Below are 16,591 nucleotides of genomic sequence, written 5' to 3' on the forward strand. Positions count from 1 at the left end.
ATCTCTACAATCTTTGCGATTAGCGTTGCATCCTCACTCTCCCTCATGGTGAGCTTGTCGAACCACGAACCACGAACCAATCACCAACCCCACCCAGCACACTCACCCAACTTACCCCACCATCTCCACAACAAAACGCAGCACACTGTCCGTATCGGGCAAAGCATGAGCGCCGGGGCGGTGGGGGCGTTCAATCATGATGACGGGCAGGCCAAGTTCCCGCGCTGCGGATATTTTTGCATAGGATGCGGCGCCGCCGGAATTGCGGCAGATAATATGCGTCAGGCGTTTGCGGGTGAGAAACGCCGCTTCCTCGTCCTTTTTGCCCGGTTTGGACAATTCCAGCTCGAAATCGAACAGGTCCAACGGTGTTTCCGGTGGATCGACCATCCGCACGACAAAAAACACATCCCGCCGTTTGGAGAAGGGGGCGATGTGCTGGCGGCCAAGTGCCAGCAATATGCGCGCCTTGGAGGGAGCAGCGGCAACGGCCTCTTCCAGTGTCGCTACGCTGATCCAGATATCGCCGGGCTTGCGCCGCCATTCAGGCCGCTCCAAACGGACAAAGGGAATGCCGGTGGCTTCAGCTGCCGCAATGGCATTGTCGGAGATTTGCGTGGCGAAGGGGTGTGTGGCATCGACCAGCAGCGCGATATTTTCCCTGCGCAGATAATCAGCAAGGCCATCGGCACCGCCAAAGCCGCCGGTGCGCACTTCGCCTTCGATCTTCGCGGGATTGCTGGTGCGGCCAGCGAGCGACGAGATGGTGCGATACCCCCTGCCAACAAGCGCGGCTGCGAGTTTCACCGCCTCGGCTGTTCCACCCAGAATGAGAACAGGATGATCAGAGGCGGGCAAGAATCGTCCCTTTGCGGTCGGTCACGATCATTTCCACCTCTACAGGCGCACCTTTGAGCGTTGCCAGCGCCACGGCCTTGGCTTTCTCGGCAATGGATTTCGGCAGGTCGATACCCAAACCCAGAGTCATTTCAAGCACTTCCTGCGCGGTATTGGCATTCAGAATCCGGTCCCTCATATTCTGGTCGAATCCAAGCTTTTCCGCTTCATCGGCCAGAAACGCCATGCTGACCTGACTGCGCGCCGAATGCAGATCCAGCGCGCCCTGTGCGAGCTTGGTCAATTTGGCAAAGCCACCTGCGATGGTTAGCTTGTCGATGGGATGAACGCGCAGATATTTTAAAAGGCCACCGGCGAAATCGCCCATATCCAGAAGCGCAATTTCAGGCAGATCATAAATGGCCTGTGCCGCATCTTCCGAGGTTGAACCCGTTGCGGCCAGCACATGGGTGAGGCCGGCGGCGCGGGAAACATCAATGCCCCTGTGGATCGAATGTATCCACGCGGCGCAGGAGAAGGGATGGACGACGCCTGTCGTGCCGAGAATGGAAATGCCGCCGACAATGCCAAGGCGCGGGTTCCAGGTTTGTTTGGCGAGTTCCTCGCCCTCAGGCACGGAGATCGTGATGACAAGATCGGCGGGCAGTTCATATTGCGCGCAGATTTCTTCGCAGATAGCGGTCATCATGGCGCGGGGTACAGGATTGATCGCTGCTTCCCCCGGCTGGATCGGCAGGCCGGGCAGGGTGACGGTCCCAACCCCATCACCGGCGACAAACTGGATGCCGCTGCCCGGAGCGGCTGGGTAGACGGTGGAGATGATGGTGGCGCCATGGGTAACGTCAGGGTCATCGCCCGCATCCTTGACGATACCGGCTATGGCATAGCCATCGCCGATTGATTCGAGCGCCAGCGGAAAATGCGGCACTTCGCCCTTCGGCAGGATAATGGCAACGGGATCGGGAAATTCGCCTGTGATCAGTGCAATCAATGCCGCCTTGGTGGCCGCCGTTGCACAGGCGCCCGTGGTCCAGCCCCGGCGCAGGGGCGTGGGGCTTGCATCATCAGGTTTCCGCATTCCGGCATCGGGTTCGTCGCTCATGCGCGTCTTATAGACCAGCTTGGGATAGAGTTGCATGATTTTTCCGATAAGTTCATGCTTGCAAGGCGAAAAATTATGCTATGCGCAAAACAGCAAATACGGGGAGCGCGATGAGCGCAGTGACAGCAAAATTGCCGAAGTTTGAAGCGGGCCATGTCTGGCTCGTCGGGGCAGGGCCGGGTGATCCGGGCCTTTTGACACTGCATGCGGTCAATGCACTCGAACAGGCCGATGTCATTGTCTATGATGCGCTGGTTAATGAGGAATGCCTTTCCTTTGCAAGGCCGCAAGCGGAGCGTGAATATGCGGGCAAGCGCGGCGGCAAGCCATCGCCGCAGCAGCGGGACATTTCCTTGCGATTGGTGGAACTGGCCAAGGAAGGCAAGCGGGTGCTCCGCCTGAAAGGCGGCGATCCATTCGTGTTTGGACGCGGCGGTGAAGAAGCGTTGACGCTGGTTGAACATGGCGTGCCGTTCCGGATCGTTCCGGGAATCACCGCCGGAATTGGCGGGCTTGCCTATGCGGGCATTCCGGTTACGCACCGCGAGACCAACCAGAGTGTGACCTTTCTGACCGGCCATGATGCAACCGGTCTTATCCCCGATACGATGGACTGGGCGAGTATTGCCAAGGGATCATCCGTCATCGTCATGTATATGGCGATGAAGCATATTGGCACGATTGCCGCCAAGCTGATTGCGGCGGGCCGCTCCAAGGATGAACCCATGGCTTTTGTCTGCAATGCCACGACGGGCGAACAAAAAGTGCTGGAAACGACGCTTGCTCAAGCCGAACGCGATGTGGAGCAGGCGGGCTTGCGGCCACCGGCAATTGTGGTGATCGGCGAAGTGGTGCGGCTGCGTGCGGCGCTGGACTGGCTGGGGGCACTGGATGGCCGGGTGCTGCAGGTTGATCCGCTGGGAACACGCCGCGAAAAGGATGCGGGATGAAAGGTTTTGTAATCGCCGCACCATCTTCGGGCAGTGGCAAGACCACGGTGACATTGGGATTGCTGCGCGCACTGCGCAATCTTGGTGCGAAGATTGCGCCAGCCAAGGCAGGCCCTGACTATATTGATCCTGCCTATCACAGCGTTGCATCGGGCGTGCCCTGCATCAATCTTGATCCATGGGCCATGCGCCCTGACCTGATCAGCGCTTTGGCATCGCGTCATACCGAAGGCGGCAAGACTTTGGTTGTCGAAGGCATGATGGGGCTGTTCGACGGCGCGCTTGACGGAACGGGTTCGGCGGCGGATCTCGCAGTGCATTTGTCGCTACCGGTTATTCTGGTGCTGGATTGTGCCAAGCAATCCCATTCGATTGCAGCGCTTGTCAGCGGCTTCAGGGATTTTCGCCGCAAGGTGATGATATCGGGGCTCATTCTCAACCGGGTTGGCAGCCCACGCCATGAGGCGATGTTGCGTTCCGCGCTGCAGCCTGTGGGTATCCCAGTTCTCGGTGCCATTATGCGCGATGCGAAATTGCATTTGCCGGAGCGGCATCTCGGGCTTGTTCAGGCGGGAGAACATGCGGAACTCGACGCGTTCATAGACCATGCGGGCGAAGTGATGGGCGCGCAGATTGATCTGGCAGCGCTTCAGCACATTTCAGGGCGGTTCGGCCCGGCGGAATCCATGGCCAATATTGCGCGTGTTCCGCCACTCGGCCAGCATATTGCCGTTGCGCGCGATAACGCCTTTGCTTTTTCCTATGTGCATCTGCTTGACGGCTGGCGGCGACGTGGTGCGCAGATCAGCTTTTTTTCGCCACTGAACGACGAAGTGCCAGCGGTGGGTAGTGACGCGGTCTATCTTCCGGGGGGGTATCCCGAACTTTATGCGGAACAACTCTCCGCCGCATCGAATTTTGCCGGAGGAATAAGGCAGGCAGCAGAGCGCGGCATTCCAGTTTATGGGGAGTGTGGTGGTTATATGGTGCTTGGCGACAGCATCGAGGATGCATCGGGGAAAACCTATGCCATGCTTGGGCTGCTACCGCTGGAAACCAGTTTTGCCAAGCGCAAGTTGCATCTGGGCTACCGGCGGGTTGAGCCGCTGGCTGCATCCCCTTTCGCGTTTCCGTTTAACGCCCATGAATTTCACTATGCCAGTATTGTGCGTGAGGGTAACGCCGAGCGCCTGTTCCGTGTTCGTGATGCGCTGGGTGAAGATCTTGGTGAAATGGGTCTGCGGGTCGGCTCCGTATCAGGTTCCTACATGCATATGATTGATATGGCCGGATGATGCAGATTGAGCATGGCGGCGCGCTTGATCGCGCCATGAACCGCTTTGGCGGAACGCGTGAAGTTTGGATCGATCTTTCCACCGGGATCAATCCGGAAGTTTTTCCTTTGCCGCCCATTGCTTTGGATGTGTGGAACCGCCTGCCCGATGAAGGTCTGCTGGCATCGGCGCTTGATGCGGCCCGCAGCTATTACGGTGTTGCCGATGAAGCGGCGATAGCTGCCGCACCCGGGACGCAGGCCCTGATCCAGATTATGCCTGATCTGGCTGAGCGCGGTGAGGTGGCCATTATTGGCCCGACCTATCAGGAACACCAGTCGTCTTTCGAACAGGCCGGCTGGAAGGTAAGTCTGTGCGATAATGTGGATGCTATTGCGCATACGGCAAAAGTGGCTGTCATCGTTAATCCGAACAATCCCGATGGCCGTACTGTTGCGAAAGATGCGCTGGTTAATCTTGCCGAGACGTTGCGCATGCGTGGAGGGTTTCTGATTGTCGATGAAGCCTTTGCCGATCCACACCCCGAAACCAGTATTGCGTTCCATTGCGGTGGAGATGGATTGATCGTGCTCAAATCCTTCGGTAAGTTTTTCGGGCTGGCGGGACTGCGGCTCGGCTTTGCCCTGACAAGCCCCGATATCGGGGCGCGGCTGACAAGGCGGATGGGTCCATGGGCGGTGTCGGGCCCCGCACTTGCCGTCGCCAAACACGCGTTCACGGACAAGGCTGGTCTGCGTGCCTTCACCGACCGGTTGACACATCGTCGTGGACTGCTGAGTGCGGTTTTCACCAAGTTGGGTTTGAAGGAAATTGGTGGCACGCACCTGTTTGCACTGGTCGAGCATGAGCGTGCCCATGCGCTGTTTGAAGCGCTGTGCGCGCAGCATCTATTGGTGCGAAAGTTTGCCTATGCGCCGCATTGGTTGCGTTTTGGTCTTTCATTGGATGAGAATGATGCAGAGACTTTTCGGCAGCGCACCCTTATAGCTCTGGATGTTATCCGAAGCTGATATTTTGATTCAACGGGATCGAATAATCCATGGAAATCAACCTTTTGATTCTGTTTCTTGCCTTGCTCGCAGACCGCTATGTCGGCGATCCGGATTGGCTTTGGCAAAGAATCCCCCATCCCGTCGTGCTGTTCGGCAAGGCAATTTCCTTTATCGACAAGCGTTTCAACAAGGCTGGCAATACGGAGCAGGACAAGCGGCGTGACGGCTTTTTTAGCGTGCTTGCGCTGCTGCTGCTCGCGGCTGGTATCGGCGCGCTCATCCATTGGCTGCTGACGATGATCCCGCCCTTTGGCGGCCTGATCGAAGCTTTGATCGTGGCGGTATTCCTTGCGCAAAAGAGCCTTGGTGAGCATGTGGCGCGGGTTGCAGATGCCTTGCGCAATGACGGGCTGGTGGGCGCGCGCCGTGCGGTGTCGATGATTGTAGGGCGCGATCCGCAGGTGCTTGATGAACCGGCGATTACACGCGCTGCGATTGAAAGCCTTGCCGAGAACACGTCTGACGGGATTATCGCGCCCGCCTTCTGGTATGCGCTGCTCGGGCTACCGGGGCTGCTTGCTTACAAAATGCTGAATACGGCGGATTCGATGATCGGCCATCTCAATGATCGCCACCGCGATTTTGGCCGGTTTGCCGCCCGGCTCGATGATGTTGCCAACTGGATTCCCGCACGGCTGACTGGCCTCCTGATTGCTGCTGCGGCATGGATTTTGCGTGGCGGCAAAGCGGCAAGCCGTTCGTTCAATGTGATGATGCGCGATGCACGGTTGCATCGCTCGCCCAATGCGGGCTGGCCTGAGGCGGCCATGGCAGGAGCTATCGACGTTGCCCTTGCCGGTCCGCGCATCTATGGCGGTGTGATCGCCAATGAACCGATGCTCAATGGTGCCGGGCGCCGTGATGCGGGTGGTGAAGATATCGATGCGGCGCTGCGGGTTTACAGTGTTGCGACGGCGCTTTTCATGGGCGTATTGCTGGTGTTCTTCTTCCTGGGATTATTTTAGCCCTGTTCGCCGATACGGCGGGCGAGGGCCTTGTGCAAATCCGGTGACGCCTTCACCAGCGCCCGTCCTGCCTCGGATCGCGGGTGAAGCAGAATTTCTTCGGTCTTGCCATGCTCAACAATCTTGCCTTCCGACATGACCATGACCGTATCGGTGATCGCCCGCGCGACGGCGAGATCATGGGTGATGAACAGATAGGCGATGCCAAGCCGGTCATTCAGATCGGCGAAAAGGTCAAGGATCTGCGCGCGGATTGATACATCAAGCGCCGAAACCGGCTCGTCGGCGACAATGAGTTTCGGTTCGGTGATGATGGCCCGCGCGATGGCAAGCCGTTGGCGCTGGCCGCCCGAGAATTCATGCGGATATTTGTCCCTGTCGGCAGTCGGGATGCCGACGCGTTCCAATGCGCGGTTTACCCGGTCGCGCTTTTCCTTTTCGCTGAGTTCCCGATCAATCAAAAACAACGGTTCGGAAACCAGCCGCTCGGCCTTGTGCCGGGGATTGAACGAGCCATAGGGATCCTGAAAGACCACCTGCATATTCTGCCTGACCGGGCGCAGATCGTCTTGCGCAAGCTGATCAATCCGCCGCCCGGCGAAATGGATCTGGCCTGATGTGGGCCGGTCGAGCGCAAGCACCATGCGGGCGAGGGTGGATTTGCCGCAACCGGAGCGCCCGACCAGCGCCGTCGATTGCCCCGGCTTGATATCAAAGCTGACGTCAGTCACGGCCTTGAATTCCGCGTCACGGCCAAACAGGCCGATGCGGCGGCCGGGATAGGTGCGCGACAGGTTACGGATGGCGAGCAAAGGCCCGTTATTGCCAGCGTGATGCGGATGTTCAGGCGAACGCTCCGGCACATGCATGGAAGCCTGCGCCAGCTGGCGGGTATAGGGATGTGTCTGTTCGGTGAGGATTTGCGTGGTTTCGCCATTGTCCATCACCTCGCCGTGGCGCAGGACTGTGATGGAGTGGGCCATGTCAGCAACAACAGCCAGATCATGGCTGATCAGCAGCAGGCCCATGCGTTCCTCATCGACGAGGCTTTGCAGAAGCGCAAGAATCTGCGCCTGCAGAACGACATCAAGCGCGGTTGTCGGCTCATCGGCGATCAGCAAACGGGGTTTGAGCGCGCAGGCAATGGCAATCACCACACGCTGGCGCTGACCGCCGGAAAGTTCGTGCGGATAGCGGCTGAGCGGGAATTTTGCGGAGGGCAGGCCAACGCGATCGAGAATGGCGCGGGTCTGCTCCTCGGCAATGGCGCGGGTTGCGCCCGTATGCAGCCTTATGCCTTCGGCCACCTGCTCGCCGATTGTTTTGACCGGGTTGAGCGCTGTCATCGGCTCCTGAAACACCATGCCGATCTCATTGCCGCGCAGGCGGCACATATCGGCTTCGCTGGTGGCAAGCAGGTCCTTGCCGTCGAAACGGATTTGCCCTTCGGTTCGCGCGCCTGTTGGCAACAGCTTCATGATGCTGAGTGCGGTCATGGATTTGCCCGAGCCCGACTCGCCGACAAGCGCGCGGATTTCGCCCACATTGACAGAAAGATCGACGCCTTTCAGTGCTTCGACAGCACCGATCCGCAGCAATAGCTTGTTGATTTCAAGCAGGTTCATGAACGCTCCCGCCGCATTTTCGGGTCGAGAACGTCGCGCAGACCATCGCCGAGAAGGTTGAGGCCGAGCACGGTGATAACGATGGCAAGGCCAGGGTAAAGCGCCATATGCGGGGCCATGTTGATCATTGTCTGTGCTTCGAACAGCATCCGCCCCCAGCTTGGCATGGGCGGCTGGGAACCAAGGCCAACATAGGAAAGGCCAGCCTCCGCCAGAATGCCAAGGGAAAACTGGATGGTGCCCTGTACCACAAGGATGTTCATCATATTGGGCAGAATGTGCTCGACGGTGATGCGCGCACTGCCTTTGCCTGAAGCGCGGGCCGCCAGAATATATTCACGCGGCCAAAGCGACAGCGCCGAGCCGCGCGCGACACGGGCGAACACCGGAATGTTGAAAATGCCGATAGCGATGATGGCGTTGATGGCACCCGGCCCAAACACGGCGGTGATCATCACGGCTGAGAGCAGCGCGGGAAAGGCAAAGACCAGATCGTTGAAACGCATCAGGGCTTCATCAATGATGCCGCCTCTTGCCGCTGCCCACAGGCCGAGCGGCACGCCGACACCCGCACCGATGACGACCGAGACGAAGGCAACGGCGATGGAGTTGCGGCTGCCAACCATGATCATCGACAGGATATCGCGGCCAAAATGGTCGGTGCCGAGCCAATGGGCCGATGATGAGCCTTTCAGCTTGCCGAGAATATCGAACGAACCGACGGCATAGGGCGTCCAGAAAAGCGAAAGCATTGCCATCAGAACAAACAGGACGGTGATGATCAGACCGATCACAAAAGAGCGGTTGGAAAAGGCTTTCGAGATATTGGCTTGCCATTCGGTCGGTGCGTTCATGACCGGCCTCGCAGCCGCGGATCGACAAGCGCATAGGAAAGGTCAACAAGCAGATTGACCAGAATGACCGTGGCCACCAGCAGCATGACCACGCCTTCAACCACGATCAGATCGCGCTGGGTGATCGCCTGAAACACCAGGCGGCCCAGGCCGGGTAGGTAAAACACATTCTCGATGATGATTGTACCGGCCAGCAGAAATGCAAATTGCAGGCCGAGAATGGTGAGTACAGGAATAAGGGCGTTGCGCAGCGCATGGCGGTAAAGCACCTTGCGGCGGGAAAGCCCCTTGGCGCGGGCGGTGCGGATATAGTCCTCGCCGAGGACATCGAGCAGGGCGGAGCGGGTAACACGGGCAAGAATGGCGGCCTGCGGCAGGCCAAGCGCGATGGAGGGCAGGATCAGCGATTTGAACCCGGCCCATAGTCCCGCATTCCATCCCGGAAATCCTCCGGCAGGAACAAGCCGCAAGGTGACGGCAAAGACGTAGACCAAAAGCAGCGCGAACCAGAAATTGGGTATGGCAACGCCGATCTGCGCAATGCCCATCGTGCCGCTATCGGCAAGCGTGCCGCGCCGCGCGGCGGCAAACAGGCCGACCGGAATGGCAATGATGGTGGAGAGAAACAGCGAGATCAGCGCCAGCGGCAGGGAAACGGCGATACGTTCGGTGATGAGATTGAGAACAGGGACTGAATAGGTGTAGGACTTGCCGAAATCTCCAACAAGAAGTCCGCCGATCCAGCTGAAATAACGGGTCAGCAGGGGCTGATCGAGGCCCATCCGCTGTTGCAGCGCCTGAACAGCATCCTCCGTCGCATTCATGCCGAGCATCAACCGTGCCGGATCACCCGGCACGATTTCAAGCATGATGAAAACAACGATAGAAGCGGCTAGCAGCGTGAGAATGCCGATCAGAACGCGCTTTGAGATGTAGTTCAGCATATGGGGCGGGGATATCGGTGCTCACCCCCCTCTGTCCTGTCGGACTCCGGGGCGAGCCACGGGTCTCGCCCGTCCTTCGGACCCCCCACAAGGGGGGAGATCACATTGGCATCAACGCCTTTGCACAACCGGAAATGTTTCAAATTTTGCAAGGACAGTAATGTAGGCTGATCTCCCCCCTTGTGGGGGAGATGTCCGACAGGACAGAGGGGGGTGAATGCCTCGCGTCCAACCATCAATCGATCACTCTGCCCATTTCACCGCTGTCAGATCATTGGCGGGGATTGGTCCATTTTCCCAGAGTCCTTCGACCTTGGCATCCCATATCCCGGTTTTGGGAAGCTGGAACAAAAACGCAGCCGGAACATCGGCGGCGAGGATTTTTTGTGCCTGCTGATAGAGTTCAGTCCGTTTGGCCGTATCAGACGTTGCCTCGATCTGTTTGATCACATCGCGGAAGGCCGGGCTGTTATAGTTGAAGTAGTAATTGTCCCGGGCGAAGATATTAAGATCGTTTGGCTCCGTATGGGACACGATGGTCATGTCGTAATCGCGGCCCTTGAACACCTGTTCCAGCCACTGCGCCCATTCAACCGGAATGATCTCGGCTTCAATGCCGATTTCGCGTAGTTCGGCGGCAATGATCTCACCGCCACGGCGGGCATAGACGGGTGGTGGCAGTTTCAGCGTGGTCTTGAAGCCATCGGGGTGGCCAGCCTCGGCCAGAAGCTTTTTGGCCAGTGCCGGATCGTAGGCGGACTCTCCGGTCAGGTCGATATAGGCAGGGTGATGCGGCGGGAAGAACGAGCCGATCGGCGTCCCCAAGCCAAACAGGGCGCCATCAATCAACGCTTTGCGGTCAATGGCGTGGGTGATTGCCTGCCGGACCTTGAGATTGTCAAAAGGCGGTTTCTGGTTGTTCATGCCAAGAACGGTCTCGCCCTCGGTCGTGCCGATGACCACCTTGAAACGCGGATCGGCCTGAAATTGCGGCACGGCCTCATAGCTCGGAAAGACGGGGAAGGCCTGCACATCGCCCGCAAGCAGCGCGGCGGTGGCGGCTGCCGGATCAGGAATGATGCGGAAGGTTGCCTTGTCGAGGGGAGCGGGTGTGCCCCAATAGGCAGGGCTTTTGGAGATGGTGATCTGCGAGCCCTTAGCCCAGTTGTCGAGCTTGAAGGGGCCGGTTCCAACCGGCTTTTCCTTGTTGGTGTCAGCACTCTCAGGCGCAACGATAACCGCAGCGGCCCAGCCCATATTGTAGAGGAAGTCGCCATTCGGCTGTTTGAGCGTGACCTTGACCGTCAGCGGATCGACAACCTCTATGGTATCGATGGATGCAAAGAGTGGCTTTTGCGGATTGGTGGATTTCTCATCGCGCGCCCGGTCGAGCGAGAATTTGACATCCTGCGCATCAAAAGCCGTACCATCGTGAAATTTCACATCCTTGTGCAAGTTGAAGGTATAGGTCTTGCCATCCTCGGAGACGGTCCAGCTTTCCGCGAGTGCAGGCAGAACCGCGCCCTTGGAGTCAATCCGTGTCAGCCCCTCGAAAACATTGGCATAGACGACTTCGCCAATGGCTGTCGCAGCGCCAGCGGTCGGGTCAAGATGCGGAGGTTCCAGCACGATGCCCAGCACCAGATCGGTTTTCGAGGCAAAGGACGCGGTGGTGGAAAGCAGGACAATTGCACTCGCCGCGAAGGCCGACTTCCAGAATCTGTTCATTCACCATCTCCCAAAGACTTTGCCGTAAACCCCATGCAGATCAGCATATTTTTATTGTTCTAGATAGAACCTGATAGCAGAACTTTCAGCCCGAGCGCCATGACCTTCGCTGACTCGATCATGTCTTCAATCCCCACATATTCGTCAGGCCGGTGCGCGAGATCGAGAATACCGGGGCCGTAGGCGATGCAATCATGCAGCAGGCCGATGCGGGCGATGTGCTTTTGATCATAGGTGCCGGGGGAAATGACATATTCCGGTTCCTTGCCAAAAATCTCGCGAATGCCCTGCGCAACCGCTGACACCACTGGCGCATCGCGCTCGGTCATCAGTGGTTGCACTTCCATGATGTCGCGGATGTTATAATGGAATTTCGGCCGCTCCCATTGCAGCCGGTCGAGGATTGATGTCACCTCGCGTTTGACCTCGGCAATATCTTCCTCCAGCAGAAAACGCCGGTCGATGGTCAGGCGGCAGCTATCAGGCACATTGGGCGAGGGCAGGCCGGAATAATCATCGGTCTGGCCGCCATGGATCGAATTGATGTTCATGGTGGAGCGCTTTGCACCCTCCGGCACCACGGGCATACGGGTCTGTTTTTTATCGAGCGCTGGAAACAGCTCTTTCTCAAAGGCATCAAGCACCGCACCCATATGGCGCACAGCGCAATCGCCGAGAAATGGCATGGAGCCATGGGCGATCTCGCCCTTGGTTTCGATCTCCGCCCACCAGACGCCGCGATGGCCAAGGCAAATGCGGTCCTTGTTCAGCGGTTCGGGAATGATGACGTGATCAACGCGTGGTTTGGAGAAAAACCCCTTGCTGGCAAGATAGGCGACACCGCCAAAGCCGCCGGATTCCTCATCCACCGTGCCTGATATTTCAATGGAACCGGCAAAATCCGGATAGACCTCGAGAAAGGCCTCGGCGGCGATGATCGAAGCGGCAAGTCCGCCCTTCATGTCGCAGGCGCCGCGCCCATAGACCTTGCCGTCTTTCACAACACCTTCGAATGGATCAACAGTCCAGCCTTCGCCCGTATCGACCACATCGATATGCGAGTTGAAATGCACGGTCTGGCCATCTGTCCTGCCGTCAAAGCGGGCGATGACATTGGTGCGCGGATAGCGATCCGTATCGCCGGGCGTGCCTTCACCGCGAATCAGTTGCGTTTCGAAACCGCTCTTCTTCAACCGCTGCGCGATATATTCGGCGCAGGGCGTATAGGCCTCACCGGGTGGATTGACGGTGGGAAAACGGATGAGATCACGGGTCAACGCAACCAGGTCGTCACGTCGTTTTTCAATCGCGCGGGAGAGTTTTTCGTCCATTGGTATATCAAATCAGGCGATATCCCGATTTGGCAAGAGGCAAGTTGTTGCTAAATGTGTCGCGGCGATTTGCCTGTGCAATGTCGCTTGTGTGTTTGGCGGATTAGAATTGTTCTTATAAAACAGGCAGGCCTGTTCTCGTAAAACAGGATTCTGTGACGTGACCAGCGAGGCAATCACCCGATGCAATCCGAGCCGCCCATTGCCCTGTCGGAGCCGGTTGGTGATGAGGTTCGCAAGACGACCTGCTATATGTGCGCCTGCCGCTGCGGCATTGATGTGCATCTGAAGGACGGCAAGGTCCGCTATATTGAGGGCAATCGCGATCACCCGATCAATAAGGGTGTGCTGTGCGCCAAGGGGTCGGCGGGAATCATGCAGCATTATTCACCTGCACGGTTGCGCGCGCCGCTTTTGCGCACGGGACCGCGTGGATCAGGAGAATTCAAGGAAATCAGCTGGGAAGAGGCGCTTTCGCTGGCTGTCGACTGGCTGCAGCCTGTTCGTGAGACTGCGCCGCAGAAACTCGCCTTCTTTACCGGACGTGACCAGTCGCAAGCGCTGACCAGTTTCTGGGCACAGAATTTCGGCACGCCCAATTATGCCGCCCATGGCGGGTTCTGCTCGGTGAATATGGCCGCAGCCGGTATTTACACGATTGGCGGGGCATTCTGGGAGTTCGGCGCGCCTGACTGGGACAAAACCAAACTGTTTGTGCTGTTTGGCGTGGCGGAGGATCATGATTCCAACCCGATCAAAATGGGCATCTCAAAGCTGAAAAAGAACGGCGCGCGGTTTGTGTCGGTCAATCCGGTGCGCACGGGCTATTCGGCGGTGGCTGACAACTGGATCGGTATCCGGCCCGGAACCGATGGGCTGTTGATTCTCGCAATCATCCACGAGTTGTTCCGCAACGGGCAGATCGATCTTGATTATCTCCAGCGCTACACCAATGCGCCGTGGCTGGTGATTGATGCGGAGGGCAGTGAGGATCACGGGCTGTTCCTGCGCGATGATCTCGGCAAGGCCTTGGTGCGCGACCGCAAGACGGGTGCGCTGGTACGTTTTGACGAGCCCGGTCACATGGCTGATCTCAATGCGGATTTCACCACGCCAGAAGGCCGGAAAGTGCGCAGCGTGCTCCGGCTGATGGCGGAAAAATATCTCGACCCGCAATATTCACCCGATGCTGTCGCGGCTGAAACGGGCATATCCGCTGCAACAATCCGGGGATTGGCGGCGGAAATAGCGCGGGTGGCGTTTGAAGAGGAGATCATCCTCAACCAGCCATGGACCGATATGAAGGGCGAGCAGCACGAGGTGATGATCGGTCGCCCGGTGACGTTCCATGCGATGCGTGGCATTTCGGCCCATTCCAACGGGTTTCAATCGGCGCGTGCGCTGCATGTGCTGCAAACGATCATTGGCTCCATCGATTGCCCCGGCGGCTATCGCTACAAACCGCCCTATCCGAAGCCCGCCACGGCGCATCCGCGCCCGCACGGGCGGGCGGAGCATGTGACACCGGGCAAGCCACTGGCCGGGCCGCATCTTGGCTATCCCCTTGGGCCGGAAGATTTGCTTGTTGATGCCGATGGAAAGCCGCAGCGCATCGACAAGGCGTTTTCGTGGGAAGCGCCGCTGTCGGCTCACGGCATGATGCATATGGTGATCGCCAATGCCCATGCGGGCGATCCGTATCCGGTTGATGTGCTGTTCCTCTATATGGCGAACATGGCGTGGAATTCGTCAATGAACACGCGCGGCACCATCAAAATGCTGGAGGCGCGGGACGAAGCGACCGGCGCGTACAAAATCCCCAAGATCATCTATTCCGACGCCTATTCCTCGGAAATGGTTGCCTATGCGGATCTGGTCCTGCCGGATACGACTTATCTTGAACGCCACGATTGCATTTCGCTGCTCGACAGACCGATTTCCGAGCCGGAGGCTGCCTGTGATGCCATTCGCTGGCCGGTGCTGGAGCCGGATCGCAATGTGCGCGGCTTCCAGTCGGTGCTGATTGATCTTGGCGCGCGGCTCAAGCTGCCGGGATTTGTCAATGAACAGGGCGGGGCACTCTATAGGGATTATGCCGACTACATCGTCAATCACCAGCGCAAGCCGGGTATCGGTCCGCTATCCGGCTGGCGCGATACGGATGGAACCGGTGAGGGGCGTGGAACGCCAAACCCCGAGCAGCTGAAAAACTATGTCGGCAATGGTGCCTTCTGGATGAAGCACATTCCGGAGGAAGCGCTCTATTTCAAGCATCACAATGCGGCGTACCAGCAATTTGCCATTGATACGGGCTTTTTCGATACGCCGCAGCCGGTGACGATCCAGCTTTATGTGGAGACGCTGCAAAAATTCCGCCTGTCAGCACAAGGTGTACGCAAGCCCGTCGCGCCGGAGCAATATCGCCAGCGGTTGCTCGAGTGTTTTGATCCGCTGCCGCTGTGGTATCGCCCGTTCGAGGAGCAGGGTGTCGATACCGAAGCTTTTCCCTATCACGCAATCACCCAGCGACCGATGGCGATGTACCATTCATGGGGCTCACAAAATGCGTGGCTGCGGCAAATCCACACCAAGAACCCGCTTTATGTCCCCGGCGGCATTTGCGATGAGTTGGGTTTGAGGGACGGCGATTGGGTATGGGTGACTTCCCATCATGGCCGGATCAAATGCGAGATTGCGCGCACGGATGCGGTGAATGGCAAGACCATGTGGACATGGAATGCCATTGGCAAGCGCAGCGGCGCATGGGCGCTCGACAAGAACGCGCCTGAGGCTACCAAGGGTTTTCTGCTCAACCATCTCATCCATGAGTTGTTGCCGCCGAAAGCCGACGGCATGCGCTGGTCGAATTCGGACCCGATTACCGGGCAGGCCGCTTGGTATGATTTGCGTGTGCAAATTGAAAAGGCTGAGGCGGGTGAGGCCATCAGCGAGCCGCATTTTAGCACGCTCAAACGTCCCGGCAGTCAGCCCGCGCCTGTCGATGTATTGCGCTACGGACAGGAGTGGGCGAAATGACCAGCCTTCCGCAAACCCGCAGCACGAAAAAGCTTGGCCTTGTAATTGACCTTGATGTCTGTGTCGGCTGCCATGCCTGTGTTATCAGCTGCAAGGAATGGAACACCGGTGCCTATGGCAATGCGCTATCGGATCAGGACCCCTATGGCGATGATGTTTCCGGGACCTTTCTCAACCGCATTCACAGTTTTGAGGTGGTGCCCGATGGCGGGCAGGTGATTGGCGAGGCTGGCGATGCGCGGGTGGTGCATTTCCCGAAATCCTGCCTGCACTGCGAGGATGCACCCTGTGTTACCGTCTGTCCAACCGGCGCCTCCTACAAGCGCGCCGAGGATGGCATTGTGCTTGTCGATGAGGACAAGTGTATCGGCTGCGGTCTCTGCGCTTGGTCCTGTGCCTATGGCGCGCGCGAGATGGATCTGGCGGCGGGGGTGATGAAGAAGTGTACCCTGTGTGTCGACCGCATCTACAACGAGACCCTGCAAGAGGTGGACCGCGTACCGTCCTGCGTGCGCACATGCCCGGCCAATGCGCGCCATTATGGCGATCTTGGCGATCCATCGTCCGAGGTTTCGATCATGGTTGCCGCGCGGGGTGGTTTTGACCTGATGCCGGAGCAGGAAACCCGGCCGACGAATAAATATCTTCCGCCACGCGCCCGCACCTCATTGGCCAGTGCTGCACCGATGATCCCGCTTGCCGAGAATACAGAAGGCGCACGCGGGTTTTTTGCCTGGCTCGATAAGACACTGGACCGGATTTGAGGATGATGTTGAGTTTGCAGTTGTTCATCCCCTTTGTGGGGAGTCCGAAGGACGGGCGAGACCCGTGGCTTGCCCCGGAGCCCGACA

Annotated in this window: 13 protein-coding genes; 6 read left to right on the top strand and 7 right to left on the bottom strand. The window is 58.2% G+C overall.

The window, feature by feature from the left end; genetic code table 11:
* Positions 1-111 precede the first annotated feature (111 nt).
* Together FHW17_RS08895 and FHW17_RS08900 are read right to left on the bottom strand one after the other, a co-directional pair.
* A complete protein-coding gene (locus tag FHW17_RS08895; RefSeq protein ID WP_182509633.1) occupies positions 112-858 on the bottom strand; it encodes a cobalt-precorrin-6A reductase in 747 nt (248 codons plus the stop codon).
* Entirely contained in the window at positions 845-1,960 is a 1,116-nt protein-coding gene (locus tag FHW17_RS08900; protein WP_182509679.1) for a cobalt-precorrin-5B (C(1))-methyltransferase, read from the bottom strand. The genes FHW17_RS08895 and FHW17_RS08900 overlap by 14 nt, the downstream gene beginning before the upstream one ends.
* 110 nt (positions 1,961-2,070) lie before the next feature.
* Here FHW17_RS08900 and cobA point away from each other — a divergent pair, with 110 nt between their 5' ends.
* Genes cobA through cbiB form a run of 4 tightly spaced genes read left to right on the top strand, consistent with a single transcriptional unit; the run spans position 2,071 to position 6,222 of the window.
* A complete protein-coding gene (cobA, locus tag FHW17_RS08905; protein WP_112527375.1) occupies positions 2,071-2,910 on the top strand; it encodes a uroporphyrinogen-III C-methyltransferase in 840 nt (279 codons plus the stop codon).
* The gene (locus FHW17_RS08910) at positions 2,907-4,205 is read left to right on the top strand and encodes a cobyrinate a,c-diamide synthase (RefSeq protein ID WP_182509634.1); all 1,299 of its coding nucleotides are present in this window, start codon (positions 2,907-2,909) and stop codon (positions 4,203-4,205) included. The genes cobA and FHW17_RS08910 overlap by 4 nt, the downstream gene beginning before the upstream one ends.
* The gene (gene cobD / locus FHW17_RS08915) at positions 4,205-5,215 is read left to right on the top strand and encodes a threonine-phosphate decarboxylase CobD (RefSeq protein WP_182509680.1); all 1,011 of its coding nucleotides are present in this window, start codon (positions 4,205-4,207) and stop codon (positions 5,213-5,215) included. Before FHW17_RS08910 ends, cobD begins: the two co-directional genes overlap by 1 nt.
* 29 nt (positions 5,216-5,244) lie before the next feature.
* Positions 5,245-6,222, top strand: coding sequence for an adenosylcobinamide-phosphate synthase CbiB (cbiB, locus tag FHW17_RS08920; protein WP_112527371.1), 978 nt, complete (start codon positions 5,245-5,247; stop codon positions 6,220-6,222).
* Here the strand turns inward: cbiB and FHW17_RS08925 are convergent.
* The 5 genes from FHW17_RS08925 to FHW17_RS08945 all read right to left on the bottom strand — a co-directional run bounded on the left by FHW17_RS08925 (position 6,219) and on the right by FHW17_RS08945 (position 12,704).
* Positions 6,219-7,847, bottom strand: coding sequence for a dipeptide ABC transporter ATP-binding protein (locus FHW17_RS08925; protein WP_182509635.1), 1,629 nt, complete (start codon positions 7,845-7,847; stop codon positions 6,219-6,221). The two genes, cbiB and FHW17_RS08925, sit on opposite strands and share 4 nt — an antisense overlap.
* Positions 7,844-8,701, bottom strand: a complete 858-nt coding sequence (locus FHW17_RS08930; protein WP_182509636.1) for an ABC transporter permease — start codon at positions 8,699-8,701, stop codon at positions 7,844-7,846. The genes FHW17_RS08925 and FHW17_RS08930 overlap by 4 nt, the downstream gene beginning before the upstream one ends.
* Positions 8,698-9,645, bottom strand: coding sequence for an ABC transporter permease (locus FHW17_RS08935; protein WP_182509637.1), 948 nt, complete (start codon positions 9,643-9,645; stop codon positions 8,698-8,700). Before FHW17_RS08935 ends, FHW17_RS08930 begins: the two co-directional genes overlap by 4 nt.
* A 243-nt stretch (positions 9,646-9,888) precedes the next feature.
* Positions 9,889-11,373: an ABC transporter substrate-binding protein gene (locus FHW17_RS08940; RefSeq protein ID WP_182509638.1), complete on the bottom strand. Its 1,485-nt coding sequence runs from the start codon at positions 11,371-11,373 to the stop codon at positions 9,889-9,891.
* 59 nt (positions 11,374-11,432) lie between these two features.
* A complete protein-coding gene (locus tag FHW17_RS08945; RefSeq protein WP_182509639.1) occupies positions 11,433-12,704 on the bottom strand; it encodes an acetylornithine deacetylase/succinyl-diaminopimelate desuccinylase family protein in 1,272 nt (423 codons plus the stop codon).
* Between the two features lie 183 nt (positions 12,705-12,887).
* Here FHW17_RS08945 and FHW17_RS08950 point away from each other — a divergent pair, with 183 nt between their 5' ends.
* Positions 12,888-15,740 (top strand): molybdopterin oxidoreductase family protein, encoded by a 2,853-nt coding sequence (locus FHW17_RS08950; RefSeq protein ID WP_182509640.1) that lies wholly within the window; start codon positions 12,888-12,890, stop codon positions 15,738-15,740.
* Positions 15,737-16,504, top strand: coding sequence for a 4Fe-4S dicluster domain-containing protein (locus tag FHW17_RS08955; protein ID WP_112527358.1), 768 nt, complete (start codon positions 15,737-15,739; stop codon positions 16,502-16,504). The genes FHW17_RS08950 and FHW17_RS08955 overlap by 4 nt, the downstream gene beginning before the upstream one ends.
* Positions 16,505-16,591 lie beyond the last annotated feature (87 nt).

The sequence above is a fragment of the Phyllobacterium sp. P30BS-XVII genome (assembly GCF_014138335.1).
Classification (GTDB): Bacteria; Pseudomonadota; Alphaproteobacteria; order Rhizobiales; family Rhizobiaceae; genus Phyllobacterium; species Phyllobacterium meliloti.

Bases quoted from the DNA above. Each gene is read 5' to 3' on its own strand.
- FHW17_RS08930 (WP_182509636.1), bottom strand. From the start codon at position 8,701: ATGAACGCACCGACCGAATGGCAAGCCAATATCTCGAAAGCCTTTTCC.
- cbiB (WP_112527371.1), top strand. From the start codon at position 5,245: ATGGAAATCAACCTTTTGATTCTGTTTCTTGCCTTGCTCGCAGACCGC.
- FHW17_RS08945 (WP_182509639.1), bottom strand. From the start codon at position 12,704: ATGGACGAAAAACTCTCCCGCGCGATTGAAAAACGACGTGACGACCTG.
- FHW17_RS08950 (WP_182509640.1), top strand. From the start codon at position 12,888: ATGCAATCCGAGCCGCCCATTGCCCTGTCGGAGCCGGTTGGTGATGAG.
- FHW17_RS08900 (WP_182509679.1), bottom strand. From the start codon at position 1,960: ATGAGCGACGAACCCGATGCCGGAATGCGGAAACCTGATGATGCAAGC.
- FHW17_RS08935 (WP_182509637.1), bottom strand. From the start codon at position 9,645: ATGCTGAACTACATCTCAAAGCGCGTTCTGATCGGCATTCTCACGCTG.
- cobA (WP_112527375.1), top strand. From the start codon at position 2,071: ATGAGCGCAGTGACAGCAAAATTGCCGAAGTTTGAAGCGGGCCATGTC.
- cobD (WP_182509680.1), top strand. From the start codon at position 4,205: ATGCAGATTGAGCATGGCGGCGCGCTTGATCGCGCCATGAACCGCTTT.
- FHW17_RS08925 (WP_182509635.1), bottom strand. From the start codon at position 7,847: ATGAACCTGCTTGAAATCAACAAGCTATTGCTGCGGATCGGTGCTGTC.
- FHW17_RS08955 (WP_112527358.1), top strand. From the start codon at position 15,737: ATGACCAGCCTTCCGCAAACCCGCAGCACGAAAAAGCTTGGCCTTGTA.
- FHW17_RS08940 (WP_182509638.1), bottom strand. From the start codon at position 11,373: ATGAACAGATTCTGGAAGTCGGCCTTCGCGGCGAGTGCAATTGTCCTG.
- FHW17_RS08910 (WP_182509634.1), top strand. From the start codon at position 2,907: ATGAAAGGTTTTGTAATCGCCGCACCATCTTCGGGCAGTGGCAAGACC.